At 66.5% G+C, this 23,965-nt stretch carries 20 protein-coding genes and 1 riboswitch; of the genes, 12 read left to right on the plus strand and 8 right to left on the minus strand.

Translation table 11 applies throughout. The features are described 5' to 3' along the window. Position 1: 1 nt before the first annotated feature. On the minus strand, positions 2 to 3,565 hold the full coding sequence (locus tag C0541_RS14610) for a hybrid sensor histidine kinase/response regulator (protein ID WP_115049394.1): 3,564 nt from the start codon (positions 3,563 to 3,565) through the stop codon (positions 2 to 4). 96 nt (positions 3,566 to 3,661) lie between these two features. Between C0541_RS14610 and C0541_RS14615 the strand changes: the two genes are divergently transcribed. The 4 genes from C0541_RS14615 to C0541_RS14630 all read left to right on the plus strand — a co-directional run bounded on the left by C0541_RS14615 (position 3,662) and on the right by C0541_RS14630 (position 6,187). After that, the gene (locus C0541_RS14615; RefSeq protein WP_115049396.1) at positions 3,662 to 4,324 is read left to right on the plus strand and encodes a YceI family protein; all 663 of its coding nucleotides are present in this window, start codon (positions 3,662 to 3,664) and stop codon (positions 4,322 to 4,324) included. A 2-nt stretch (positions 4,325 to 4,326) separates the two neighbouring features. Further along, a complete protein-coding gene (locus C0541_RS14620; RefSeq protein ID WP_115049398.1) occupies positions 4,327 to 4,890 on the plus strand; it encodes a cytochrome b in 564 nt (187 codons plus the stop codon). Between the two features lie 10 nt (positions 4,891 to 4,900). Continuing rightward, positions 4,901 to 5,470 (plus strand): YceI family protein, encoded by a 570-nt coding sequence (locus tag C0541_RS14625; RefSeq protein WP_115049400.1) that lies wholly within the window; start codon positions 4,901 to 4,903, stop codon positions 5,468 to 5,470. A 150-nt stretch (positions 5,471 to 5,620) separates the two neighbouring features. Further along, a complete protein-coding gene (locus C0541_RS14630; RefSeq protein WP_338016140.1) occupies positions 5,621 to 6,187 on the plus strand; it encodes an excalibur calcium-binding domain-containing protein in 567 nt (188 codons plus the stop codon). A 311-nt stretch (positions 6,188 to 6,498) separates the two neighbouring features. On the opposite strand, the gene C0541_RS14635 is transcribed toward C0541_RS14630, so the two are convergent. Further along, a complete protein-coding gene (locus C0541_RS14635) occupies positions 6,499 to 6,732 on the minus strand; it encodes a glutaredoxin family protein (protein ID WP_115049404.1) in 234 nt (77 codons plus the stop codon). A gap of 85 nt (positions 6,733 to 6,817) precedes the next feature. Between C0541_RS14635 and C0541_RS14640 the strand changes: the two genes are divergently transcribed. Together C0541_RS14640 and C0541_RS14645 are read left to right on the plus strand one after the other, a co-directional pair. After that, positions 6,818 to 8,200 carry an L-serine ammonia-lyase gene (locus C0541_RS14640; RefSeq protein ID WP_115049406.1) on the plus strand — a complete coding sequence of 461 codons (1,383 nt, stop codon included), beginning with the start codon at positions 6,818 to 6,820 and terminating at the stop codon, positions 8,198 to 8,200. Positions 8,201 to 8,780: 580 nt separating this feature from the next. Then, positions 8,781 to 9,788 carry an alpha/beta fold hydrolase gene (locus C0541_RS14645; RefSeq protein WP_161960082.1) on the plus strand — a complete coding sequence of 336 codons (1,008 nt, stop codon included), beginning with the start codon at positions 8,781 to 8,783 and terminating at the stop codon, positions 9,786 to 9,788. Positions 9,789 to 9,989: 201 nt separating this feature from the next. On the opposite strand, the gene C0541_RS14650 is transcribed toward C0541_RS14645, so the two are convergent. The 3 genes from C0541_RS14650 to metX are packed head-to-tail and all read right to left on the minus strand — an operon-like array spanning position 9,990 to position 13,260. Beyond that, complete coding sequence (locus tag C0541_RS14650) at positions 9,990 to 11,078, minus strand: homoserine dehydrogenase (protein WP_161960083.1); 1,089 nt, start codon at positions 11,076 to 11,078, stop codon at positions 9,990 to 9,992. Then, a complete protein-coding gene (locus C0541_RS14655; protein ID WP_115049408.1) occupies positions 11,075 to 12,292 on the minus strand; it encodes an O-succinylhomoserine (thiol)-lyase in 1,218 nt (405 codons plus the stop codon). Before C0541_RS14655 ends, C0541_RS14650 begins: the two co-directional genes overlap by 4 nt. Next, positions 12,289 to 13,260 (minus strand): homoserine O-succinyltransferase MetX, encoded by a 972-nt coding sequence (metX, locus tag C0541_RS14660; RefSeq protein WP_115049410.1) that lies wholly within the window; start codon positions 13,258 to 13,260, stop codon positions 12,289 to 12,291. Before metX ends, C0541_RS14655 begins: the two co-directional genes overlap by 4 nt. Positions 13,261 to 13,331: 71 nt before the next feature. After that, positions 13,332 to 13,452: riboswitch (SAM riboswitch) on the minus strand. A 129-nt stretch (positions 13,453 to 13,581) separates the two neighbouring features. On the opposite strand from metX, the gene C0541_RS14665 reads away from it, so the two are divergent. The 4 genes from C0541_RS14665 to C0541_RS14680 all read left to right on the plus strand — a co-directional run bounded on the left by C0541_RS14665 (position 13,582) and on the right by C0541_RS14680 (position 18,974). Continuing rightward, positions 13,582 to 14,502, plus strand: coding sequence for a M23 family metallopeptidase (locus C0541_RS14665; RefSeq protein WP_115049412.1), 921 nt, complete (start codon positions 13,582 to 13,584; stop codon positions 14,500 to 14,502). A 136-nt stretch (positions 14,503 to 14,638) separates the two neighbouring features. Beyond that, a complete protein-coding gene (locus C0541_RS14670; RefSeq protein WP_115049414.1) occupies positions 14,639 to 16,243 on the plus strand; it encodes a peptide chain release factor 3 in 1,605 nt (534 codons plus the stop codon). 72 nt (positions 16,244 to 16,315) lie between these two features. After that, positions 16,316 to 16,960: a PAQR family membrane homeostasis protein TrhA gene (trhA, locus tag C0541_RS14675; protein ID WP_115049416.1), complete on the plus strand. Its 645-nt coding sequence runs from the start codon at positions 16,316 to 16,318 to the stop codon at positions 16,958 to 16,960. Positions 16,961 to 17,009: 49 nt separating this feature from the next. Then, positions 17,010 to 18,974, plus strand: coding sequence for an AsmA family protein (locus C0541_RS14680; RefSeq protein ID WP_115049418.1), 1,965 nt, complete (start codon positions 17,010 to 17,012; stop codon positions 18,972 to 18,974). 736 nt (positions 18,975 to 19,710) lie between these two features. On the opposite strand, the gene C0541_RS14690 is transcribed toward C0541_RS14680, so the two are convergent. The 3 genes from C0541_RS14690 to mtgA are packed head-to-tail and all read right to left on the minus strand — an operon-like array spanning position 19,711 to position 21,888. After that, complete coding sequence (locus tag C0541_RS14690; protein ID WP_115049420.1) at positions 19,711 to 20,139, minus strand: CBS domain-containing protein; 429 nt, start codon at positions 20,137 to 20,139, stop codon at positions 19,711 to 19,713. Further along, positions 20,099 to 21,151, minus strand: coding sequence for a glycosyltransferase family 2 protein (locus C0541_RS14695; protein ID WP_115049422.1), 1,053 nt, complete (start codon positions 21,149 to 21,151; stop codon positions 20,099 to 20,101). Before C0541_RS14695 ends, C0541_RS14690 begins: the two co-directional genes overlap by 41 nt. Beyond that, complete coding sequence (mtgA, locus tag C0541_RS14700) at positions 21,148 to 21,888, minus strand: monofunctional biosynthetic peptidoglycan transglycosylase (protein ID WP_115049424.1); 741 nt, start codon at positions 21,886 to 21,888, stop codon at positions 21,148 to 21,150. Before mtgA ends, C0541_RS14695 begins: the two co-directional genes overlap by 4 nt. A 74-nt stretch (positions 21,889 to 21,962) precedes the next feature. Between mtgA and C0541_RS14705 the strand changes: the two genes are divergently transcribed. Both C0541_RS14705 and C0541_RS14710 read left to right on the plus strand, forming a co-directional pair. After that, complete coding sequence (locus tag C0541_RS14705) at positions 21,963 to 22,853, plus strand: Hsp33 family molecular chaperone HslO (RefSeq protein WP_115049426.1); 891 nt, start codon at positions 21,963 to 21,965, stop codon at positions 22,851 to 22,853. A 153-nt stretch (positions 22,854 to 23,006) separates the two neighbouring features. Beyond that, entirely contained in the window at positions 23,007 to 23,843 is an 837-nt protein-coding gene (locus tag C0541_RS14710; RefSeq protein WP_193725946.1) for a hypothetical protein, read from the plus strand. Positions 23,844 to 23,965: the final 122 nt, after the last annotated feature.

The following is a 23,965-nucleotide window of genomic DNA, read 5'->3' on the forward strand; positions in this document are numbered from 1 at the left end:
CTCAGTCGGCGGCCGGGACGTCATGCGCGGCGGCGGCGGCCAGCGCACGTGCCAGTGCCTGCGCCAGCAACTCGCCGGTGACCGGCTTGCGCAGGAAGCCATTGCAACCGGCAGCCATCGCCTGCGGTTCCGCGTCGGCATCGGCACGTGCGGTGATCGCCACGATCGGAAAGCGCACGCCGCGCGCGCGCAACTGCGCCACCAACGCCGCACCGTCGATGCCGGGCAGGTCCAGGTCGCACAGGCCCGCGTCGAAGCTGTGCGTGCTCAGCTCGGCCAACGCCGCCAGACCATGCAGGACATGGGTGACCTGGTGACCACGCGTCTGCAGCAGGCCAACGATCACCTGCGCCACGGTCGGGTCGTCCTCGACCAGCAGCAACTGCAATGGTGCCTGTGCCTGCAGCGAATTCGCGCGTGCAGACGCAGGCACCGCGGGCAGCGCACTCGCCCAGCGCAGCGGCAGCTCCACCACAAAACAGGCCCCCTGCCCCAACTCGCTGCTGACCGTGACCGCACCGCCCATCGCCGCCGCCAGTTCGCGGCAGATCGCCAGGCCCAGGCCGCTGCCGCCATGCCGGGCAAGCGTCACGGCGCCTTCGGCCTGCTCGAAGCGCTGGAACAGGCGCCCGCGCTGTTCTGCGCTCATGCCCGGGCCGGTATCGCACACCTCGATCCGGATGCCTTGCGTGTCGCTTTGCGGCACCACCGCCACACGCAGGCTGACGCTGCCACGCTCGGTGAACTTGACCGCATTGAACAGCAGGTTGAGCAGGATCTGCTGCACGCGGCTGGCATCGCCGTGCAATGCCGGCGGCAGTGCCTCATCCAGCTCGCAGGTGAAGGCCAGCTGCTTCTGCTCGGCGCTCGGGCGCACCAGCTCGGCCACCTGGCTGATCAGCTGGCGCAGGTCGAAGTCGCGATAGTCCAGCGGCAGCTTGCCGGCCTCGATCCGCGCCAGATCCAGCGCATCGTTGACCAGCCGCAGCAGATGCTTGCCTGCCGACTGGATCGCACCGGCATAGCCCTGCTGGCGTCCATCCAGCGGCGTCTGCAGCAGCAACTCGCTCATGCCCAGCACACCGGTCATCGGCGTGCGCACCTCGTGCCCGAGGGTTGCCAGAAAGCGCGTCTTGGCCAACGAGGCCTGTTCGGCCAGCTCGCGCTTGTGCTGGGCCAGCTGCCATTGCGCGCGCATGCGCACACGGCGGCGATAGGCGGCCGCAAGCAGTGCGCCCAGCAGCAACACGAGCAGGCAAAGCAGCGCGATGCCTGCGTCGCTGCGCCACCATGGTGGATTGACCGAGAACCGCAGCGAGCGTATCTGCGAGCGATTGCCCAGCGGATCCACTCCCTGCAACGCGAGCTCGTAGCGACCGGCCGGCAAGCTGGCAAATTCCCGGACTCCGGCGTTGCCCGAGGTCTGCCATTCGGTGTCGAAGCCTTTCAGGAAACTGCGGTAACGATTGGACAGCGGATCGCTGTAGGACAGCAGACGGCTGACGATCTGCAGCTGCCGATCTCCGGGGCCCAGCTGGAACGGGCGGTCCATTGGCAACGCGATGCGTGCGCCGTTGCGTAGCACGCTGACATGTTCCAGCTGCAGCGCCGGAACAAACGGTGCGATATCGGGCATTGCGGTATCCAGCAGCACGGTGGAGCCATCGCTGGTCGCCCCGATCAGGGTATCGCCCGCCATCAGCAGACAATGCTGAATGAACTCCTGGCTGGTCAATCCATCGCGTGTGCCGATGTTGCGCAGGCGTGCCGGTGTCACCGACGGGTCGATCCGCCATAGCCCGCGCAAGCTGGAAATCCAGACCCTGCCACGCGGGTCGATCCGCATGGCGGACGCATCGAATCCGCTCAGGCCATCGGCCCGGCCCACCTGGCGCACGCGCACCCAACGGGTTGCGGTTTTCTTCCATTGTTCCGCACCGTCGGCCCGATACACCCACACCTGCTCCGGCGACTGGCCGGCAAATGCCTGGATCTGCGTTCCTTCCAGCCCTGCAACCGGCACGAACTGGTGGGACGCTTCGTCCCAGGCAAACATGCCGCCTTCGCCCGCAACCCAGACACGTCCGTCCGGGCCTTGCTCCAGCTGCTGTACGGCGATATCGCGCAAGCCGTGCAGGTCCTGCTGCGTGATGCGCTGCAGGACACGCCCGCTACGCAGATCGCGCTGCTGCAGCATGTCGATGAAGGCCATCCACACCGTCTCGCCATCCTCGATGATCCAGTCAGGCGCCGAGAGCGCCGACGCCGGTTCAGGGCCATCGGACGGCCAGTGGATGAATTCGCCGGTACGCAGGTCCATGCGGGAAAGGCCAAAGCTCAGATTGCCCAGCCAGACACGTTGCAGGCGATCCTCCAGCGCCGACACCAATTCCATGTCCTTGAGTTGCGACGACTGCACCCCTGTCTGAAACATGTCGCCAGTGCCTGGATCGACGCGCAACAAGCGACCTTCCGCATCGACCTGCCACAAGCCTCCGGAACGAGTGGCCGGGGCCAGGTTGCAATAGATGGCATCGCCCGCGGGCACGGCGGGTTTGAGCACGGCAGTGCGCTTCCAGTCTGCCGGCAGGTACCCAAGGCCGATGCCATGCATCGGAACCCATAGCCCGCCATCCGCTGCTCCGAGCAGGCCAACAACATTACGGCGCGACAATGGCCCTTCGCCGCTGAAGGCAGGCACCGGCGGACGCGCGCCGCGGGTCCGCCACAGACCGCGTCCGCTTCCCAGCCAGAATTCGCCGTCCGGGGCAGCCACTGCGCCCCAGAATTCGTTACCCGTGCCGAACATCGTCCCCCAGGGCAGCGGCTGCCACTGATCGTCGGATCCCATGACGTGCAATCCCGACTCGCTGCCCAGCCACAGACGGTCCCCCGCCCATTGCAGACCGAAGATGGCAGACTGCTGGTTCGGTTCGTCCGGGAAATAGACGCGGTGCAGCCGTTTTCCGTCGTAGTACGCCAGTCCACTGCTGGTTCCGATCCACAGCCGCTGCCGGTTGTCCGCCGCAAGGTTCATGACCATGGCCTGGTCAAGGCCGCCATCGACCGCCCCCAGATCCACCGACGACATCGCCCCGGAAGGATCGATGCGAATCAGCGCGCCGGTCGTGGTTCCGGCCCAGATGGCGCCGTCGAACGCAGCGATGCTGTAGATCTCGCCGTCCTTCATCGACGGATGCTCAACCGTGCGGTAGTGCCGGAAGCGGCTTCGTCCGGCATCCATGACGCTCAGCGTCTTTCCGCAGCCGACCCATATCCTGTCCAGCGCATCGATGTGCAGCGCCTGGATTGCATTGCAGGGCAACGATGCCGGGTCGGACGGATCGTGTCGCCAGGTCCTGAAACCTGCGCCGTCGTACCGCACCAGACCATCCAGGGTGCCAAGCCACAGATAGCCGGCACGATCCTGGTGGATCGCAACCACCATGGTCGATGGAAGGCCGTCGCTGGGACCCACGATCCGGAAGCGCGGGATCTCCGGAATCTTCGCCGCGCAGGGCAGTGCGCCCAGCAGCAGGACCAGCAAGACAGCAAGCGCACGCATGTGGGCATCCTTTCCACGTCCAGTCCGTATGCTCGCAACGGAATGTTGCGAGCGCAAGCCGAGCGCGCTGCTGCGGGATATGTCTAGAATCCCCCCATGACGCTACTCGCCCGCCTGTCGCTGCTTCCCGCCCTGCTCGTGGCCAGCCTTGCCGCAACCGCCGCACCGGTGCGTTACGCGCTGGATCCGGTGCACACGCGGGTGCTGTTCGCGGTCGAACATGCCGGATTTTCAAAGGCATTGGGCACCGTCTCCGGAACTACCGGCACGCTGGTGTTCGACCCGGACGACTGGGCTGCGGCGCGCCTGGACGTCACCGTGCCCCTGCACCGCACCGACCTGGGCGATGTCAAGTGGAACCAGGCCACCCTGGCACGCAACCTACTCGACGCCGAGCGCTTTCCCGACGCACATTTCGTCTCCACGCAGGTGCAAGCCAGCGGGCAGAACCACGCCAGGGTGACCGGCAATCTGACCCTGCACGGGGTCACCCGCCCGGTCACCCTGGATGTCACCCTCAATGCGCTCAAGCGCCATCCGCTACCGCCGTTCCGCCGCACCGCCGGGTTCTCGGCCACGGCCACGCTGAGCCGTGCGGAGTTCGGCATCGATGCATGGAAATCGATGATCGGCGATACGGTGGAACTGCGCATCGAAGCCGAAGCCGTGCGCGAAGGCCGCGCCGACGACGACGCGCCGCAAGCGCAACCACAAGGCGCACCCGCGCCCGCCGACACTGCCACCAGCCCGGAATCCTGAGCATGCCCCTGAAGAACGTCGAACGCTGGGGCGGTGTCAGCCAGACCCTGCACTGGTTGATCGCACTGCTGATCCTGGTGCTGGGCATCGTCGGCCTGACCATGGGCGAACTGCCCAAGACGCCGAAATACTTCTGGGTCTACACCGCGCACAAATCGGTGGGACTGACGGTGTTGGCGCTGGTGATCCTCCGGCTGGGCTGGCGCATCTACGCGGGCGCGCCGCCGCCGGTGGCCGGCACCCCGCGCTGGCAGGAACGCATCGCCGGGCTGACCCACTGGCTGCTGTACGCGATGATCTTCGCCATGCCGCTGTCGGGCTGGCTGTACGACTCCAGCAGCGGCCTGCGCCCGTTCCGCTGGTTCGGCCTCTTTGCAGTGCCCAAGCTCAGTGCCCCGGACGAGCAGCTACGTGCCACCTCCCACGCCATCCACGAGTGGGGCTTCTGGTTGTTGATTGCCGTGGTGCTGGCGCACGCCGGTGCCGCGCTCTACCACCACCTGTTCCAGCGTGATGCCACCCTGGTGCGGATGTTGCCGCGCGGTTGGCTCTCTCCCAAACCCTAGAGGATTCCCCATGTCGTCCAGGCTGTTCGCCTCTCCCCTGCTGGTCGCCGCCTCCCTGGTGGCCACCTTCGCTGCCGCCCCGGTCCTCGCTGCCAATTACGTGCAGGCGCCCGGCTCGTCGCTGGTGTTTGCCAGCAAGTACGACGGCGAAGTCTTCACCGGCAAGTTCCCCGGCTTCGATACCACGCTCAGCTTCGACCCGGCCAACCTGGCCGGCGCCAGGCTCGATGTACGCATTCCGCTGGCCAGTGCCATCAGCGGCAACAACGACCGTGATTCGACCCTGCAGGGGCCGGACTTCTTCAACGTCGCCAAGTTCGCCACCGCGCGCTACCGAGCCGACAAGTTCCGCGCCCTGGGCGGCAACCAGTACGCCGCCGACGGCACCCTGGAACTGCGCGGCGTCAGCAAGCCGGTCACGCTGACCTTCACCTGGACCCCGGGCGCGCAGCCGGTGCTGGCCGGCAAGGCGGTGGTCAAGCGCCTGGACTTCGGCGTGGGCGGCGGCGACTGGGCCGACACCAAGACCATTCCCAACGAAACCGCGATCAGCACCAAGGTCGTGTTCAAGGCGAAGTAACGCCACCGGCCGCAAGCGGACGCGGCCACTGAGCGGCGGACTACCTCGTCGGGTCCGCCGCTTTTTTATGCCCGGTGGGTGGATGACACCGCGCGCCAGCTAGACTCGGCATCCATCCCAGGGACGCCGACGATGCGCACACATGGAACCTTGACCCGCTGGAACACCGATCGCGGCTTCGGCTTCATTACCCCGGCGCAGCCTGGCGCGGAGGTGTTCGTGCATGTTTCGGCGTTTCCGCGCGGCTTCGCGGCGCCGCGCATCGGCGAGGTGATTTCCTTCGAAACCGAACCGGGTCCGGATGGTCGCCCGCGCGCGGTGCGCGTCGTGCGTGCCGGTACGCGCGCGCCCGGGCACGACGCGCCGGTGCGACGCAAGGCGACACGCATGGCACCTGCAAAAGGACAGATCGGGCTCGGCAAGGTCGTGCTCATCATGTTGGTGCTCGGTGGCGGCGCGTTCGCCTATCAGCAGCGCGATTACCTGACCAATGCGTTGACTCCGGCACCGGCACCAGACCAATCACCGTCGCCGGCGCGGCCCGTAGCAGCCGCTCCGGCGTCCGCTCCCACATCGCAATACAGCTGTGGCGGGCGCACGCAGTGCTCACAGATGACCTCCTGCGAAGAGGCCACGTACGTGTTGCAGCATTGCCCAAACACGGCAATGGACGGTGATCACGATGGAGTGCCCTGCGAGCAGCAATGGTGCCGTTGAATCAATGCGGCCGGCATCTTGAACGGGCCGCCGACCGGAGTGGCTTGTTAGCCACATCCTGTTGAATGAGGTCAACGGCGTGGCGAGTCGAGGGCGCGGCGCCCACCAGGCATGGAGCCGATGCATCATGATCGAACAAGGCATCTCGAGCGACGCTCTTACCTTGCGCACCGCCCCTCTCGACGGGCAGCCAGGTGCCAGATCGGACGTCCTGCAACAACGGCCCATCTGCTCCGCACCAGACCCGCATGAAGTCGTTGCCGCGGTTCCAAATCCACGCACTGGCACGCATCGGGTGCGCACACGCGGCTTCAGCGTGTACCGGCGTTCAACCATTCTCGCAAGTGCAGGCTGTCGAACGGCCACCCCAACTCGCGCCCATGCGTATCGCGCAGCACCGGCACACGCTCGCCATAAGCGGACTCAAGCACTGCATCGCCATCGATGAAGACGCTACGGAACTCGCCCGCGCGCGCCTGCGCCAGCACTTCCACGGCCTGGTCGCACAGGTGGCAATCGTCGCGCTGGTACAGGATCAGGGCCATCGGGAGGTCTCATGCTGCGCTGCGGCCATGCCGCGATCGCCGACCGACTAGAATAGCCGCCTTTACGCTCACCTCTTCGGCAAGCATGGCTGTCAGCACGTTCGACCTGTTCAAGATCGGCATCGGTCCGAGTTCCTCCCACACCGTGGGGCCGATGCGCGCGGCCGAGCGCTTCGTGCATCGCTGGCTGCTCGACGCCGGCCGCCTGCCCGATGTGGTGCGCATCCGCGCCGAAGTATTTGGCTCGCTGGCCCTGACCGGCCGCGGCCATGGCACCGACAAGGCCGTGCTGCTCGGCCTGGAAGGGCATCGCCCCAACCTGATCGACCCGGACATCATCCCGGCCACGCTGGAGCGCATCCGCACCAGCAAGCGCATCAGCCTGATGGGCCAGCACACCATCGCCTTCGACGAAAAGCGCGACCTGCCGATGAACAAGCGGCAGAAGCTGCCGTACCACACCAACGGCATGCGCTTCACCGCGTACGACGCCGATGAGGCGGTGATCGCCACGCGCGATTACTACTCGGTCGGTGGCGGTTTTGTGGTCAACCAGGACGACGCCGCCGACGACCGCATCGTGGCCGACGAAACGCCGCTGCCGTATCCGTTCCTCAGTGGCGACGAACTGTTGGCGCAATGCGCGCGCAGTGGCCTGAGCATCGCCGCACTGATGTTCGAAAACGAAAAGAGCTGGCGCAGCGAGGACGAGATTCGCGCCGGCCTGCGCGAGCTGTGGGCGGCCATGCAATCCTGCGTGGAGCGCGGCATCCGCCAGGAAGGCACGCTGCCGGGTGGCCTGAACGTCTCGCGGCGCGCACCGGCCTTGTACCGCGAACTCTCTTCCAAACCGGAAGCGGCGATGCGCGATCCGCTGACCACGCTGGACTGGGTCAACCTGTACGCACTGGCCGTCAACGAAGAAAACGCAGCCGGCGGCCGGGTGGTCACCGCGCCCACCAACGGTGCGGCCGGCATCATCCCTGCGGTGCTGCATTACTTCGACCGCTTCTGCCCCGGCGCGTCCGAGCAGCGCATCTTCGACTTCCTGCTCACCGCTGCGGCGATCGGCATTCTCTACAAGGAAAACGCCTCCATCTCCGGCGCCGAGGTCGGCTGCCAGGGTGAGGTGGGCGTGGCCTGCTCGATGGCCGCCGGCGGCCTGGTCGCCGCACTGGGCGGCAATCCCGGGCAGATCGAGAACGCCGCGGAGATCGGCATGGAACACAACCTGGGCCTGACCTGCGACCCGATCGGCGGCCTGGTGCAGATTCCGTGCATCGAACGCAATGCGATGGGCGCGGTCAAGGCGATCAACGCCAGCCGCATGGCCATGCGTGGCGACGGCAAGCACAAGGTGTCGCTGGACAAGGTCATCAAGACCATGCGCGACACCGGCCGCGACATGCAGGACAAGTACAAGGAAACCAGCCGCGGCGGCCTGGCGGTGAACGTCATCGAATGCTGAGCCGGTCGTCGGCCGAGTCCTGACCAAACCCACGCGCGCAGCGACGAAAGACCCCGCCACGCAGATGCGTGCCCTTCTCCAGGCAAAAGGTGCGCCAGACACGCGAGGATGCGATGCCCTTCTTTCGCACGCGGCGGAGGGCACAGAGCGCGAAGAAGGAAGACACCTGCCGCGACCGGACGCACCGCCCTTCTCCCGCAGACGCCATAGGGCACAGAACGCGAAGAAGGAAAACACCCGGCGCGACCGGATGCACTGCCCTTCTCCCGCGAGCGCCANAGGGCACAGAACGCGAAGAAGGAAAACACCCGGCGCGACCGGATGCACTGCCCTTCTCCCGCGAGCGCCAGAGGGCACAGAGCGCGAAGGAGGAAAACACCCGGCGCGACCGGATGCACTGCCCTTCTCCCGCGAGCGGGAGAAGGTGCGCGAAGCGCGGATGAGGGCAACAGGCGTCGTCGCGCCCTGGAACCCGGTCACCCACGCCCTCGCCATCCAGCACCCAGGCAGAGCCCGCACGACGTCGCCCGCTGTACGCCCCCACCACATCCGCCGCTGTACCGTCGGAGGCTGGATTCGGATGGAGATCACGATGCGAAAGCGCGCTTGCACCCTCACGCTCGCCCTGGCCTGCGGCCCGCTGATGGCTCAACAAGCCAGCTACGGCCCACGTCTTGAAGGCTTCGATTACCCCTACCCGGTCAAGACGTACGCGTTCACCTCCCAGCAGCAGCCACTGGAAATGGCGTATCTGGATGTCGCACCCACCGGCAAGCCCAACGGACGCACCGCCGTGCTGCTGCATGGCAAGAACTTCTGCGCCGCTACCTGGGAGCAGAGCATTGCCGCCCTGAGCAAGGCCGGCTACCGCGTGATCGCGCCGGACCAGGTGGGCTTTTGCAAATCCGGCAAGCCGGCTGCCTATCAGTTCTCGTTCGCGCAGCTGGCCGACAACACCCAGGCACTGCTGAACAAACTGGGCATCAAGCGCGCCGTGGTGGTCGGTCACTCGATGGGCGGCATGCTCGCCATCCGCTATGCGCTGATGTATCCGCAGGCCACCGAACACCTGGCGCTGGTCGACCCGATCGGCCTGGAGGACTGGAAGGCCGAAGGCATTCCATGGCGCAGCGTCGATGCCTGGTACGACAACGAGCTGAACATCAGCTTCGAGCGCATCAAGAAATATCAGATGGAGGTCTACTACGCCGGCCAATGGAAGCCGGAGTTCGAACGCTGGGCACGCATGCAGGCCGGCATGTCGCTGGGCGACGGCAGGCAGGCGGTTGCCTGGAACCAGGCGCTGACCTACGACATGGTGTTCAACCAACCGGTGGTCTACGAACTGCCCAGGCTCACCGTGCCGACCACCTTGTTCATCGGCCTCAAGGACCGCACCGCGATCGGCAAGGACACCGCGCCGCCCGAGGTCAAGGCACGGGTTGGCGATTACACCAGGCTGGGCAAGCGAGCAGCGGAAGCAATCCCGAACGCGACGCTGGTCGAGTTCGCCGACCTCGGCCACTCGCCGCAGGTGCAGGACCCGACGCGTTTCAATGCTGCGTTACTGAAGGCGATTGCGCAGTAAGCAGCATCGACGGCAACACGAGTGGCATGACCACGGCGTTGTTGAAAGCTGCAGCCCGCGCGCAGGCGAGCTGCAGCTGGAGGCGTTTGCAACGCACCGCGCAGGCAGCAGACCATCCGTGCAGTCGATGACGCCATCGACTGCATGCGCACCGGCAGCTGCCCTCCCGTGGGGGCAACGCCTGTCCGCGTTCTTCCCCTACTAGCCGGCCACAATCCGCAACACGTCATCCAGCAACGCGGCCGCAGTCACCTCCGCGCCGGCGCCCGGCCCCTGGATCAGCAAGGGCTGCTGGCGATAGCGATCACTGCTGATGGCGACGCGGTTATCGGTGCCGGCGCCGCCGGCGAGCGGGTGATCCAGCGCCAACTCGCGCAAGCCGACGCTGGCGCCATGCGCATCCACGCGGCCGACGAAGCGCAGGCAACGCCCTGCGGCACGCGCCTGCTGCCAGCGCGCGCCGACGACCTCATCCAGCGCGCCCAGCTGCGCATCCACTCCGTCAAGCGGCAGCCGCGCAATGCGCGCGGGCACCAGTGATTCCACATGCACCTGTTCGGCTTCCAGCTGCCAGCCCGCCGCGCGTGCCAGGATCAGCAACTTGCGCCGCACGTCCTCGCCCGACAGGTCGATGCGCGGATCCGGCTCGGTATAGCCGGCCGCCATCGCTTCACGCACGCAATCGGAAAACGCGCCATTGCCATCGTAGCGATGGAACAGCCAGGCCAGCGAGCCGGACAACACCCCTTCGATCGAATGGATATGGTCGCCGCCCGCCACCAGCGCGCGCACGCTGCTCAACACCGGTAGCCCCGCCCCGACGGTGGCGCTGTCGCCATAGTGCGCGCCGCTGGCGTGACGCGCCGCGTGCAAGGCCTGCGCCCGCGACAACGCGGTGCCCTGACCCAGCTTGTTGGCAGTGACCACGTGCACGCCGCGCAGCAGCCATTCCACATGCCAATCGGCGACGACCTCGCTGGCGGTCGCATCCACCAGCACATCACCGGCACGCAACGCGGTGGTTTCCGCCCAGGGTTGCAGCACGGCCTGGCCACGCGGCGCCGCGTTGGCCTGTTGCAAGGCCTGCGCGGCGCTGGTGCCGCAATCGTGGGCAATCCGCGAATTGGCCAGCCAGTCGAAGCGCGGCAACTGCAGCTGGCGCTCCTGCAGCGCGGTATAGCGCGCCACGAATGCGCGCCCCACCGTCCCGGTGCCCAGCAAGGCCAGCCGCGGTGTCGGCGTCACGGTTGCCGCCGACGCGCGGCGCGAAACAGGCAGCACGGTGCTCACGCGTCGACCTGTTTGCGGCTTGCGCTGGTCAGCGTTGCTTGGGCACGCGCCAGGCCGGCGCGCAGGTCGATCAACAGATCCTCGGCCGATTCGATCCCGATCGACAAACGCAGCAGGCCATCGGAAATCCCGGCGGCAGCGCGTGCGTCGGCGGTCATCGCCGCATGCGTCATCGAGGCCGGATGCGCGATCAGGCTTTCCACACCGCCCAGCGACTCGGCCAGGGTGAAGTAGCGCAGGCCATCGACGAACGCGCGCACCGCAGCTTCGCCACCATCGAGCTCGAAACTCATCATCGCGCCAAAGCCCTTCTGCTGGCGCGCGGCCAGCGCATGACCCGGATGCGCTGCCAGGCCGGGGAAATACACCTGGTTGACCACCGCATGTCCGTCCAGCAGCTCGGCGATCGCGTCGGCGTTTTCCTGGTGCACGCGCAGGCGCGCATCCAGCGTGCGCAGGCCGCGCAAGGTGAGGAAGGCATCGAACGGCGAACCGGTCAGGCCCAGCGCATTGGCCCACCACACCAGTTGCTGATGCAGCTCGGCATCGCGCGCGACCACCGCACCGCCCACCACATCGCTGTGGCCGTTGATGTACTTGGTGGTGGAATGCAGCACCAGGTCCGCCCCGAACTCCAGCGGCTTCTGCAGCGCCGGCGACAGGAAGGTGTTGTCCACCACGGTCAACGCGCCAGCCTTCTTCGCTGCCTCGATGACGAAGCGCAGATCGGTGATGCGCAGCAGCGGGTTGGACGGGGTTTCGATCAGCACCAGCTTGGGCGCCTGCGCCAGCGCATCGGCCAGCGAACGCGGGTCGGTGAGGTCGGCGGTGATCAGCGCGAAGTGGCCCTTCTTGGCCAGCGCATTGAACAGCCGCCAGCTGCCGCCGTAGGCATCGTGCGGCACCACCAGGGTGTCGCCCGGCTGCAGCAGCGCATTGAGCACCAGATTGATCGCGCCCATGCCGGTGGAGGTGATCCCCCCGCCGGCGCCACCTTCCAGCTCGGCCAGTGCCTCGCCGAGCAGATCGCGGGTCGGGTTGCCGCTGCGGGTGTAGTCGTACTGGCGCTTGTTGCCGAACCCATCGAAGGAGAAGTTCGACGACAGCACGATCGGCGGCGTCACCGCACCATAGGCAGTGTCGCGATCGATGCCGGCGCGGACGGCGGCGGTGGCGGCGGTACAGGGGGCGTCGGCGGGGTCACGAAAGCTCATGCGGTTTCTCCGGTGATGCGAAGGGCAGTGGCGAGGATCGCGTCGATGCGATCGATTTCTTTCAGGAAGGCGTCGTGGCCATACGGCGAGCGCAGCACGCGCAGGCTGCCGCGCGGCCCCAGGCCTTCGACCAGGCTGACCAGGTCGGCCAGCGGCACCAGGCGGTCGCCCTCCACCGCAACGACGACGGTGGGCACGCGCACCTGCGCCGGGTCGATGCGGTGCAGGTCGATGGATTCGGACAGCCGCAGGTAGGCGGTCACCGGGGTGCGCGCGACGTACTGTGCGCCAGCGGCATCCAGGTAGTCTTCGGCGGCCACGCGCACGCGACCATTGATCACTTCCGGCGGCGCGTCGAAGCGCTCGCTGAATTCTTCCGGGGTGCGGTAGCTGAGCATCGCGAACTGCCGTGCCAGTGCAAGCCCATGGTTTTCGGCGCATTGCAGCTGGCCCAGCGCCACCGCACGGCGTTGCAGTGCGCGCCCTGTCTCTNAGACGTGTGCTCTTCCGATCTCGACCAGCGCGCCATACGAGTAGCCGACGAAGCCGTGCAAGCGCGCAATACCCAGCGCATCCAGCAAGGCGGCGATCGCATCGGCCTGGTCGGCGGTATCGATCGGCGCATCCAGCGTGCCGTCGGCGCCGAGAAAATCGAACGCCAACAGGCGCCGCGAGGCCGGATCCAGCGCGCGGCTGCTGCCGAGAAGGCCATCCACCCAGCCCTTCTCGGGGAACAGGGCGCTGGCGGCCAGATGGCGATGCGCGGAAATCCCGCCGGCCACGAATACCACCGGCGCATTGGCCGCGCCAATCAGTTCATAGCGCAGCCGCAGCTCGCGCATGCCGGCATGGCGCATCGGCAAGGCAATGACCAGCTCGCCGCGCACGGCAATCAAGCCGTCGTCGGTGGCGGGGGGTGTAGCGGCGTATTCGGTCTGTGTCGGCGATGCTGTATTCACGAGGCTCATGGCGATATCCGGGGTGGATCGGCCATCGAGCTTCGCGGGAGCTCGCGTTCGACGTGCGCAAGGCACGATTCGAACCATCTTTCGGCGGACGCGGTGGTCCCCGCAGGATTTGGCACCAAACGCGGGCGCTTGCGCGCTCCGCTGGCTGCCCCGGCATCAAAGGGCCTGTCCCTCCGCCGGTCTCGATGGTGCAGCCAAGATGCCACCGCTTTTTTGCGATGTCAATCTCTTCATGCGGATGGAAAGATATATTTTCATCCGATACCACTGTGGCCTGTGATGGACCGCATACTTGGGGCCCCTTCAGTTCGAGCCGATCACGTGCCCCACCACGTGTCTCGCAGCACCCCGACCGCCCTCACCCGGTCTTTCATCATTGCGGCCCTGGCGTGCATCGCGCCGGCCGACGCGCAGCAGCGCTGGCACTGGCCCGGTGCCGCGAACACGCCTGCAAGCTCGCCAGCGGTCGCAGCTGCGCAGACAGCAACCGCATCGGCCGGCACCGGCCCGTCCCTGCAACTGGAGTGGCAGGCTCCGGCCTACCTGGCCTGGGTCAGCAACCCGCTGGCCGGACCGGCACAGGTGCAGCTGAGCGCACCGCCCAGCGAGGACTATCGCGCCGTGCCGGCATTGCCGCTGACGGTGCAACTGGCGGCACACGAGCGCCGGCTGCTGGCCCGGCTGTATCCGGCCAGCAACCAGCGCAGCCTGGGTGGACTGGGACTCACGCTCGATCTGGTGCCCGGCGATCCGCAGGCCCGCCCGCAGCAGCAGGTGCGCTACCGGCTCCCGTTCCGCGATGCACCGATACGCGTGGACCAGGGCTTCGGCGGGGCCTTCAGCCATGCCGATGCGCCCAACTGGTATGCGGTGGACTTCGCGCTGCCGCGGGGCACGCCGGTGCTGGCAGCGCGCGAGGGCGTGGTGATGGAGGTGCGGCAGGATGTCATCGAAGGCGGTCCGCAGGACCAGGCCGCCGCCGGCGGCAACCTGGTGCGGGTGCTGCATGCCGACGGCAGCATGACCATCTATGCCCATCTGGCGCCCGATGGCGTGGCGGTGCGCCCGGGCCAGGCAGTGCGCACCGGCGAGCGCCTGGGCGCCTCGGGCAGTACCGGCTTCAGCACCGCCCCGCACCTGCATTTCGCGCTCCAGCGCAATGCGGACCTGCGCCTGATCGCGTTGCCGTTCCGGATGCTGGGCCCCCAGGGCGAATTGCAGTTCCCCTCGCCGGCACCGTGAGTGACGGCCACCCGGGGAGCGCCGGGCTGCCGACCGGGAAGGCCCAGGCGGGGCCACAGAGGCCGGCCGCGGCGAAGCCGCTATAATCATCGGCTTCCTCAGTTTCCGCAGGCGTCCGACCGGGCGCGCCCACCCCATGTCCGACGTCTCCAACGAAGCCGCGCGCCGCCGCACCTTCGCCATCATCTCCCACCCCGATGCGGGCAAGACCACGCTGACCGAAAAGCTGCTGCTGTTCGGTGGTGCCATCCAGATGGCCGGCTCGGTCAAGGGCCGCAAGGCCGCCCGTCACGCCACCTCGGACTGGATGGCACTGGAAAAGGAGCGCGGCATCTCGGTCACCTCCTCGGTGATGCAGTTCCCGTACGAGGGCAAGATCGTCAACCTGCTCGACACCCCCGGGCACGCCGACTTCGGCGAGGACACCTACCGGGTGCTGACCGCCGTGGACTCGGCGCTGATGGTCATCGACGTCGCCAAGGGCGTGGAAGAACGCACCATCAAGCTGATGGAAGTCTGCCGCCTGCGCGACACCCCCATCATGACCTTCATCAACAAGCTCGATCGCGAGGGCAAGAACCCGATCGACCTGCTGGATGAAGTCGAAACCGTGCTCGGCATCCAGTGCGCCCCGGTCACCTGGCCGATCGGCATGGGCCAGCGCCTGAAGGGCGTGGTGCACCTGATCACCGGCGAGGTGCACCTGTACGAACAGGGCCGCAACTTCACCCGCCAGGATTCGACCATCTTCCCGTCGCTGGATGCCCCGGGCCTGGCCGAAAAGATCGGTGCACAGATGCTGGCCGAGCTGCGCGACGAACTGGAACTGGTTCAAGGCGCCAGCAATCCGTTCGACCTGCAGGCGTACCGCGCCGGCCAGCAGACGCCGGTGTTCTTCGGCTCGGGCGTCAACAACTTCGGCGTGCAACCGCTGCTGGATTTCTTCGTCGAGCATGCACCGCCGCCGCAGGCGCGCGACACCACCGGCCGCCGGGTCGAGGCGACCGAAGCCAAGCTCAGCGGCTTCGTCTTCAAGATCCAGGCCAACATGGACCCGCAGCATCGCGACCGCGTGGCCTTCATGCGCGTGTGCTCGGGCAAGTTCACTGCCGGCATGAAGGCATTGCACGTGCGCAGCGGCAAGGACCTCAAGCTGGCCAACGCGCTGACCTTCATGGCCTCCGACCGCGAGATCGCCGCCGAAGCCTGGCCGGGCGATGTCATCGGCATCCACAACCACGGCACCATCTCCATCGGCGACACCTTCACCGAAGGCGAATCGCTGTCGTTCACCGGCATTCCCAACTTCGCACCGGAACTGTTCCGGCGTGCGCGCCTGCGCGACCCGCTCAAGCTCAAGCAACTGCAAAAGGGCCTGGCACAGCTGTCCGAAGAAGGCGCCACGCAGTTCTTCCGCCCGTTGATGAGCAACGATCTGATCCTCGGTGCGGTGGGCGTGCTGCAGTTCGACGTGGTGGCCTACCGGCTCAAGGACGAATACGGCGTGGACGCGATCTTCGAACCGGTGAGCGTGACCACCGCACGCTGGGTGCATTGCGACAACGCCAGGAAGCTGGAAGAGTTCCGCGAGAAAAATGCCGGCAATCTGGGCATCGACGCCGCCGGCCAGCTGGTCTATCTCGCCCCGACGCGAGTGAACCTGCAGCTGGCGCAGGAACGCGCGCCGGACGTGCGCTTCTCCGCTACGCGCGAGCATGCGCACGCCAGGGCGATCGATTGAGCGCGGCTTGAACCGGGGCATGCAACGGCGTCCGGCGATGCGAATTGCTCGCAATTGCGGTACCTTTTTGGCATGAACGCAGACGCCTCCCCCTCGACCGACCTGCGCGACGAGATAGCCAGTGCCGTGACCCACGGCCTGGGTGCCATTGCTGCATTGGCCGGTGGCTCGGTGCTGATCACGCTGGCCGCCATCTATGGCGATGGCTGGCAACTGGCCACCGCCATCGTCTTCAGCGCCACCCTGGTACTGCTGTACGTCGCCTCCACGCTGTTCCATGCCATCCCGCATCCGGGCGCCAAGGCACGCCTGCAGGTGCTTGATCATTGCGCGATCTATCTGCTGATCGCCGGCACCTATACCCCGTTCACGCTGATCAACCTGCGCGACTCCTGGGGCTGGGGATTGTTTGCCGCGATCTGGACGATTGCCGCCGCCGGGGTGATCTTCAAACTGTTCTTCACCGGCCGTTTCCGCCTGCTGTCGACGGTGCTGTATCTGGCGATGGGCTGGCTGATCGTCGTGGCGATCCAGCCCTTGCTGCGCTCGGTCGATACCTGGTCTCTGTGCTGGCTGCTGGCCGGCGGACTCTTCTATACGCTGGGTACGTATTTCTACCAGCGCGACACGCAGCGCTATTTCCATGCGATCTGGCACCTGTTCGTGCTGGCCGGCAGCGCTTGCCACTTCGTTGCGGTGATCGCGCAGGTGATGTGAGGCGCGATCTGCAGGGCGTTCGCATGCCGTGCACGAGCCATCGCCAACCATGGCCCGCGTGAACAACGTGACCGATCCCTCGACTGCGCCCCCGTCCCCCACGCCACGTCGTCGACGCTGGTTGACCGGGCTTGCCATCGCCGCCGCCGTCGTGGTGATCTTCGTGCTGCTGTTCGAGTGGAACTGGCTGCGCGGCCCGGTCGAGCGCCTGGTCAGTGCCAAGACCGGCCTCCAATTCCATCTCGGCTATCTGGATGTGAAGCTGGGCCGCACGACCACGGTGCGCGGCAATCGGCTGAGCCTGGCCAATGCAGCATGGTCCAAGCGCGGGCCGATGGCCGAGCTCAACTCGGCCGAGATCGATGTCGAGTTGTGGCCGCTGCTGCGCGGCAAAGTGCGTCTGCCGGAAATTCGCCTGGATCACCCGACCGTGCTGCTGGAAGCCGGCGACGACACCCATCCCGGCAACTGGGTCTTCGATCAGGATGATGGCGATGGCACCCTGCCGCGCCTTGGCCGCCTGCTGGTGAACAACGGGCGCCTGCAATACGTCGATGCAGCCAATCGCTCGGACGTGGATGTGGCAATCAACAGCCTCGCCCCGCCGAGCAGCGACCAGCGTGCAGCGCCGATCGGCATCGATGGCAAGGGCCGCTGGAAGGGCTACCCCTTTACGCTCAAGGGCAATACCGCCTCGCCGCTGGAGTTGAGCCAGAGCGCGCATCCGTTCCGCGTCGATCTGCGCGGCAGCGCTGGCGCCACCCGCACGCACGTGCGCGGCACCCTCACTAACCCGTTCCAGTTCCAGGTCTTCGATCTGCAAATGGCGCTCAGCGGCCAGGACATGCAGGATCTGTATCCGCTGACCGGCGTGGCCATGCCGTCGACGCCGCCGTACAAGCTCGATGGCCATCTGCGCCGCAATGGCCAGCTCTGGCGCTACGAAAAGTTCACCGGCACCGCCGGCGACAGCGATCTGAGCGGCACTGCCGAGGTGGACCTGCGCAACAAGCGTCCGTTCCTGCGTGCGGATCTGGCGTCCAAGCGCCTGGATTTCGATGACCTGGCAGGGTTCGTCGGCGCCCCCCCGAAGACCGGCGCGAACGAGTCGGCAAACGCCGAACAGAAAAAGCAGGCGGCACAACTGGCCGCCAGCGCACGCGTGCTGCCCAGCACGCCCTACGACCTGTCCAAGCTGCGTGCGATGGATGCGCAGGTGCGCTGGCGCGCGCAGCGTATCAATGCGCCGTCGTGGCCGCTGGACGACATGGATGCCTCACTGACCTTGAAGGACGGTCTGCTGCAGCTGGATCCGCTCAACTTCGGCGTTGCCGGAGGCGACATCCGCTCCACCATCCGCATGGATGCGCGCAACGAGGTGATCACCACGCAGCTCAAGGCCGGCCTTCGCGGCATCCGGCTGGATCAGCTGTTCCCCGACACGACGCTTGCCAAGCAAGCCTCGGGTGCCATCGGCGGCGAGTTCGATCTGCGTGGCCGCGGCAACTCGATCGGGGCGATGCTCGGTACCGCCGACGGCACGATCGGCGTCGGCATGGGCCGCGGGCATGTCGGCAACCTGATCATGGAACTGGCCGGGCTGGATATCGCCGAGTCGCTGAAATACCTGTTCACCAAGGACCGCCAGATTCCGGTGCGCTGCATCTTCGGCGACTTCGGCGTGCAGGACGGCCTGATGCAATCGCGTGCGCTGGCCTTCGACAGCAGCGACACCATCATCATTGGCGAAGGCAGCATCAGCTTGAAGGACGAGACGCTGGATCTGCTGCTGCGCCCGCGCCCGAAAGACCGCAGCATCCTGAGCCTGCGCTCGCCATTGCGGATCGGCGGCAGTTTCAAGGACCCGAGCTTCCGTCCCGACTTCAAGGCGTTGGGCCTGCGTGGCGCGCTTGCGGTCGGCCTGGGCATGATCGCCCCACCGGCCGCCTTGCTCGCGACCTTCGAACCGGGCCCCGGCAAGGACAGCGACTGCGGCGGCAAGTTCGCGAAGTAAGCTCGCGGCAAGACCTTGGGCGACCAGCAAATCTGCCAAACGCTGCAGCGATGGTGGTTACGTGTTGAGCGTATGCACTTTATTTGGCGGGTGCACTTCACAACAGGCACACGCAGCAATGGCGAACAGCGTCATCGGTTCTTGCAGTCAAGATGCTCAGGCAAACACGCGGTGAATCGTGTACGGCACCTCACCGCTCGCAGGACACGCCGTGAATCCGTCCCTGGAAGCTCGGTGGCGGCATCCCTGCCGCTACACGGTCCTGCAATCGACGAGGACACCGCACCAGACAGTTGGTCGGCGCTCTTGTGAAAAGCTGTCTGTAGTGCGGTGTGCACCAGGCGTGGAGCCGATACGTCATGAGCGAACAGGGCCCATCCCGCACTGCTCTTACCCATGCGCACCGACCATCTCGACAGGTCCTTGCCCGCCCACCGTCGCGGGACCTTACGCGGCATGGATGCCGCGTAAGAGCCTACAAGGACGTACTTGCGGCGTGNTCTCGACAGGTCCTTGCCCGCCCACCGTCGCGGGACCTTACGCGGCATGGATGCCGCGTAAGAGCCTACAAGGACGTACTTGCGGCGTGTCCTGCGATGGTGGGCGGGCAAGGGCCCTGCAGCAGGCTGCACATCAAGCGCCCTAAAGCCGCTCTTTCTGCTCGACACACTCCTCAAGGGATGTCGGGCAGAAGCGCCGTTCAATGCAGAACGCAGGGAACCCAGCCGGCCCGGCTCTAGCTGGCGATGTAACGCTGCAATTGATCGATATCGTGCTGCTGGCGCTCGATCACCGCCTTGACCAGATCGCCGATGGAAATCACGCCCTGCACGCGCCCGTTGTCCACCACCGGCAGATGCCGGAAGCGTCCGTCGGTCATCAACTGCATGCAGCGCTCCACCGTGTCCGACGGCGACACCGTCACCACCTGGGTGCTCATGATCTCGGCAACGCTGGTGGTCGATGAGGCGCGGTCGCGCAGCACCACCTTGCGCGCGTAATCGCGCTCGGACACGATGCCGACCAGCCGTGGTCCGTCCATCACCAACACCGCGCCGATGCCTTTCTCGGCCATCATCCGGATCGCCTCGATCACCGCGGCGTCTGCCGCCACGGCGAACACCTCAACCTGCTTGGTCCCCAACAGCTGTCGTACGGTCTGCATGGCCCGCTCCGCGCTTGGTCTGGTGGTCGCAGACTACTCCCACCGCGCCGCGGTGGGTATCGACCAGGTACAGCGGACGCTGCTTGGCCTCGTCATACAACCGGCCCAGGTATTCACCGATCAGGCCCAGGGCAATCAGCTGGATGCCGCCAAGGAACAGGATTACCGACATCATGGTCGGCCAGCCGGCCACCGGATCGCCCATCAGCGCCGCCTTGATCACCACCCAGCCACCAAACAGGAATGCCACCAGCGCGGTGAGCAAGCCCAGATAGGTCGCCGCGCGCAGCGGCACGGTGGAAAAACTGGTGATGCCATCCAGCGCGAAGTTCCACAGCCGCCACACCGTGAACTTGCTGCGCCCCGACAGCCGCGGCGCACGCCGGTACGGCAGCGCCACCTGGCGAAACCCGACCCAGCCAAACAGCCCCTTCATGAAACGGTGGCGCTCGCGCAGCTGCTGCAAGGCCTCCACCACCCGTGGCGACAGCAGCCTGAAATCCCCGGTATCGGCGGGAATCGGCGTGCGCGACAACTGCCGGATCACCCGATAGAACGCATGCGCCGCACTGCGCTTCAACCAGCTCTCGCCCTCGCGAAAAATCCGCGTGCCGAAGATGTTGTCGTAGCCGGCGCGCCACAGCGCGACGAACTCCGGAATCAGCTCCGGCGGGTCCTGTCCATCGGCATCGAGCAGCACCACCGCACCGGGCAACACATGGTCCAGGCCTGCAGAAATGGCCACTTCCTTGCCGAAATTACGCGACAGCCGCACCGCGCTGACCTGCGGGTCGGCATCGACAAGTGCCTGCAGCACGCCCCAGGTGCCGTCGCTGCTGCCATCGTCGACATACAGCACATGCGTCTGCACGCCAGGCAGGCCCGCCAGCACGGCGCATAGGCGCGGGTGCAGCTGCGGAATGCTGGTCTCTTCGTTATAGGCCGCAATCACCACGGTCAGGCGGTCTGCTGCTGCCGGCAACTGCGTGGGTCCGGACGTCTGCACGCTCATGGCGCCTGCAGATACGCGCGGCCGCCCAGCTGGCGCGCCTGCCGCTGGATCCATGCCGTCCGCCGTTGTACATAGGCGCCGGGACGACGTGCGTCATAGCGGCGCGGCGAGGGCAGCACTGCCGCCAGACGCGCCGATTCGCCCGGCGACAGCCCCGCCGCATCCTTGCCCCAGAACTGCCGGGCAGCGGCCTGCGCGCCGTACACCCCGTCGCCGAACTCGGCCACGTTGAGATACACCTCCAGAATGCGCTGCTTCGGCCAAAGCACCTCGATCAGCACCGTGTACCAGGCCTCCAGGCCCTTGCGCAGCCAACTGCGGCCCTGCCACAGGAACACGTTCTTGGCGACCTGCTGACTGATCGTGCTGGCCCCGCGCACGCGTCCGCCGCGTGCATTGTGATCGCGCGCCTTCTCGATCGCCTGCAGGTCGAAGCCGTGATGCGCCGGAAACTGCTGATCCTCCGCCGCCACCACCGAAATCGGCAGGCTGGCGGCGATCCTGTCGTAGTCGCGCCATTGCTGGTGCAGCGAAAAACGCCAGTCGCCCTCGCCCCAGGCTTCCAGATAGCGGCCGACCATCATGCTGCTGATCGGCGGATCGATCACCCGCAACACCAGCACCTGCAACACGCTCGCGGCGGCAAACAGCAGCGGTGCTGCCAGCAACCAACGCAGCCAGCGCCGCGCGCGCCGCGGTGGCGCCACCTGCTTGCCATCCAATGCATCCGTCCCCATTGTTTGCTACGACCTTTCATCCCGATGCTCGTTGCATTATCCGGCAACCGGCGTCCCTTACGTCCGATGTTCCCATGACCGATCACGATCAGCTTTCCCGTTTCCTGCTGCCTGCTGCCGGCGTGCGCGGCGTCCATGTGCGCCTGACCCAGGCCTGGCACGACATCCAGGGGGCCGCCGACTATCCGCCCGCCGCCCGCCAATTGCTTGGCGAGGCCGCAGTGGCCGCCGCCCTGTTCACCGGACACACCAAGGTCGACGGCCGTCTGTCGGTGCAGCTGCGCGGCAACCAGACCCTGCGCACCCTGTTCGCCGAATGCACCGCGGCCGGCACCCTGCGCGGCATCGTGCAGCTGGCCGACGGCGCCGATGCGCCCACCGACCTGCGCGAACTGGGCGAGGCCGCGCTGTTGGCGATCACCATCGAGAATCCCGGCCTGGACCCGCGCGAACCGCAGCGCTACCAGAGCCTGGTCGGCATGCAGGCGCCGGATCTGGCCGAGGCCTTCGAAACCTACTTCCAGCAGTCCGAACAGCTGCCGACCCGCCTGTTGCTGGCGGCGGGCCCGGACCAGGCCGCCGGCCTGCTGCTGCAGAAGCTGCCCGGCGACGAAGGCGACAACGATGGCTGGACCCGCATCGGCGCCCTGTTCGACACCCTGGGCGCGCCGGAATTGCTCTCGGTCGCCAGCGAGGACCTGCTGCACCGCCTGTTCCACGAGGAAGACACCCAGTTGCTGGGCAGCAAGCCGCTCAGCTTCGGCTGTTCCTGCTCGCGCGAGCGGGTCGCCTCGATGCTGCAATCGCTGGGCGAAGACGAGGCGCGCGCCGCTGCCGAGGCGACCGGCGAGGTCGAGGTCCGCTGCGAGTTCTGCGGGCGTGAGTATCACTTTCCGTTGACCACGCTGGACGTACTTTTCCGCGAGGCGCAGCCGTCGCTGGATGCACCGGAAAGGTTGCAGTAGATAGCGTTGACGCCGCGGTCCCGGGGGGCGCGGCTACTTGTTAAATAATCATAAACACCCTAGCATTCTCATTGCCCGCTCTCGGGAACTTAACAACTGCCCCTGGGTCTGAACTCTGGTATGCACCACCTTCTTCGCCTTCCGCTCGCTTTGCTGGTTGCCCTCGCGGCATCGGCGGGCGTGCATGCGCAGTCGGCGTCCCAGCAGTTGCGCGAGAGCACCATCCTGCCGGTGTGGAACAAGGGCAGCGGCAAGGTCGAAGCCTTTTTGTATCTCGAACCCACGGGCGAGCAGAAGGCCGGCGCACGCTGGCATTTCGGTCGCAATTCGCTGGACGCGGCATTCGGCCTGACCTCGGGCGATTCCCTGGGCCTGCTTTGCAACAGCAGCCGCGGCACCAACATCAGCGGATTGGCCAGCCATTGCCTGCTCGCCGGCATCGGCGACGACGAGGAAGACGGCGCTGCCGCGTCGCGCCGTGTGTCCGGAACGCTGGGCTTCAACCGCGCCGGTGGCCGCGTCGGCGTCACTGCCGGCAGCGGTCGCGACACCCTTCCTGCCTGGCTGATCGGCGCGGGCAAGGCACCGCTGACCCGCGTCGAGCAGAACGACCTGACCGTCTTCGGCCAGAAGAACATCGGCCGCGAAGGCTTCGTCTCGATCGGTGGCACCTACGCGCGCGCCCGCCTGGTACCGCTTGCCGACGTTTCGCCAGCGATTGCCGACCAGTGGGACAGCAAGACCTTGAGCGTTGGCGGTGGCTATGGCGCCTTCAGCGCCAACGTCATCGGCCGCGTCGTCGACGTCCCCGGCCAGCCGGAAAAGTGGGAAGGCCTGGGCCTGGGCCTGACCTGGCGCACCCCCTGGAGCGGCCAGCTGACCGTCGGCGCAGAGAACGTCATCTCCCGCGGCAAGAACCCGTTTGCGCCGAACAACGACAGCAATAGCGACGGCACGATTCCTTACGTGCGCTACGAGCAAGACCTCTAGGTCGTTGATTTAAAACGATTTTAGCTAACGCCACCGGTTTACAGCCGGTGGCGTTCTGCATTCCGGGTCCGTGCCCGCGGTCACGTTTCACGTCTTTCTTCTTTTTCGTTAACGGGACTTTA

Origin of the sequence: Xanthomonas arboricola, assembly GCF_003353015.1 — a bacterium.
Lineage (GTDB): Bacteria > Pseudomonadota > Gammaproteobacteria > Xanthomonadales > Xanthomonadaceae > Xanthomonas > Xanthomonas arboricola_E.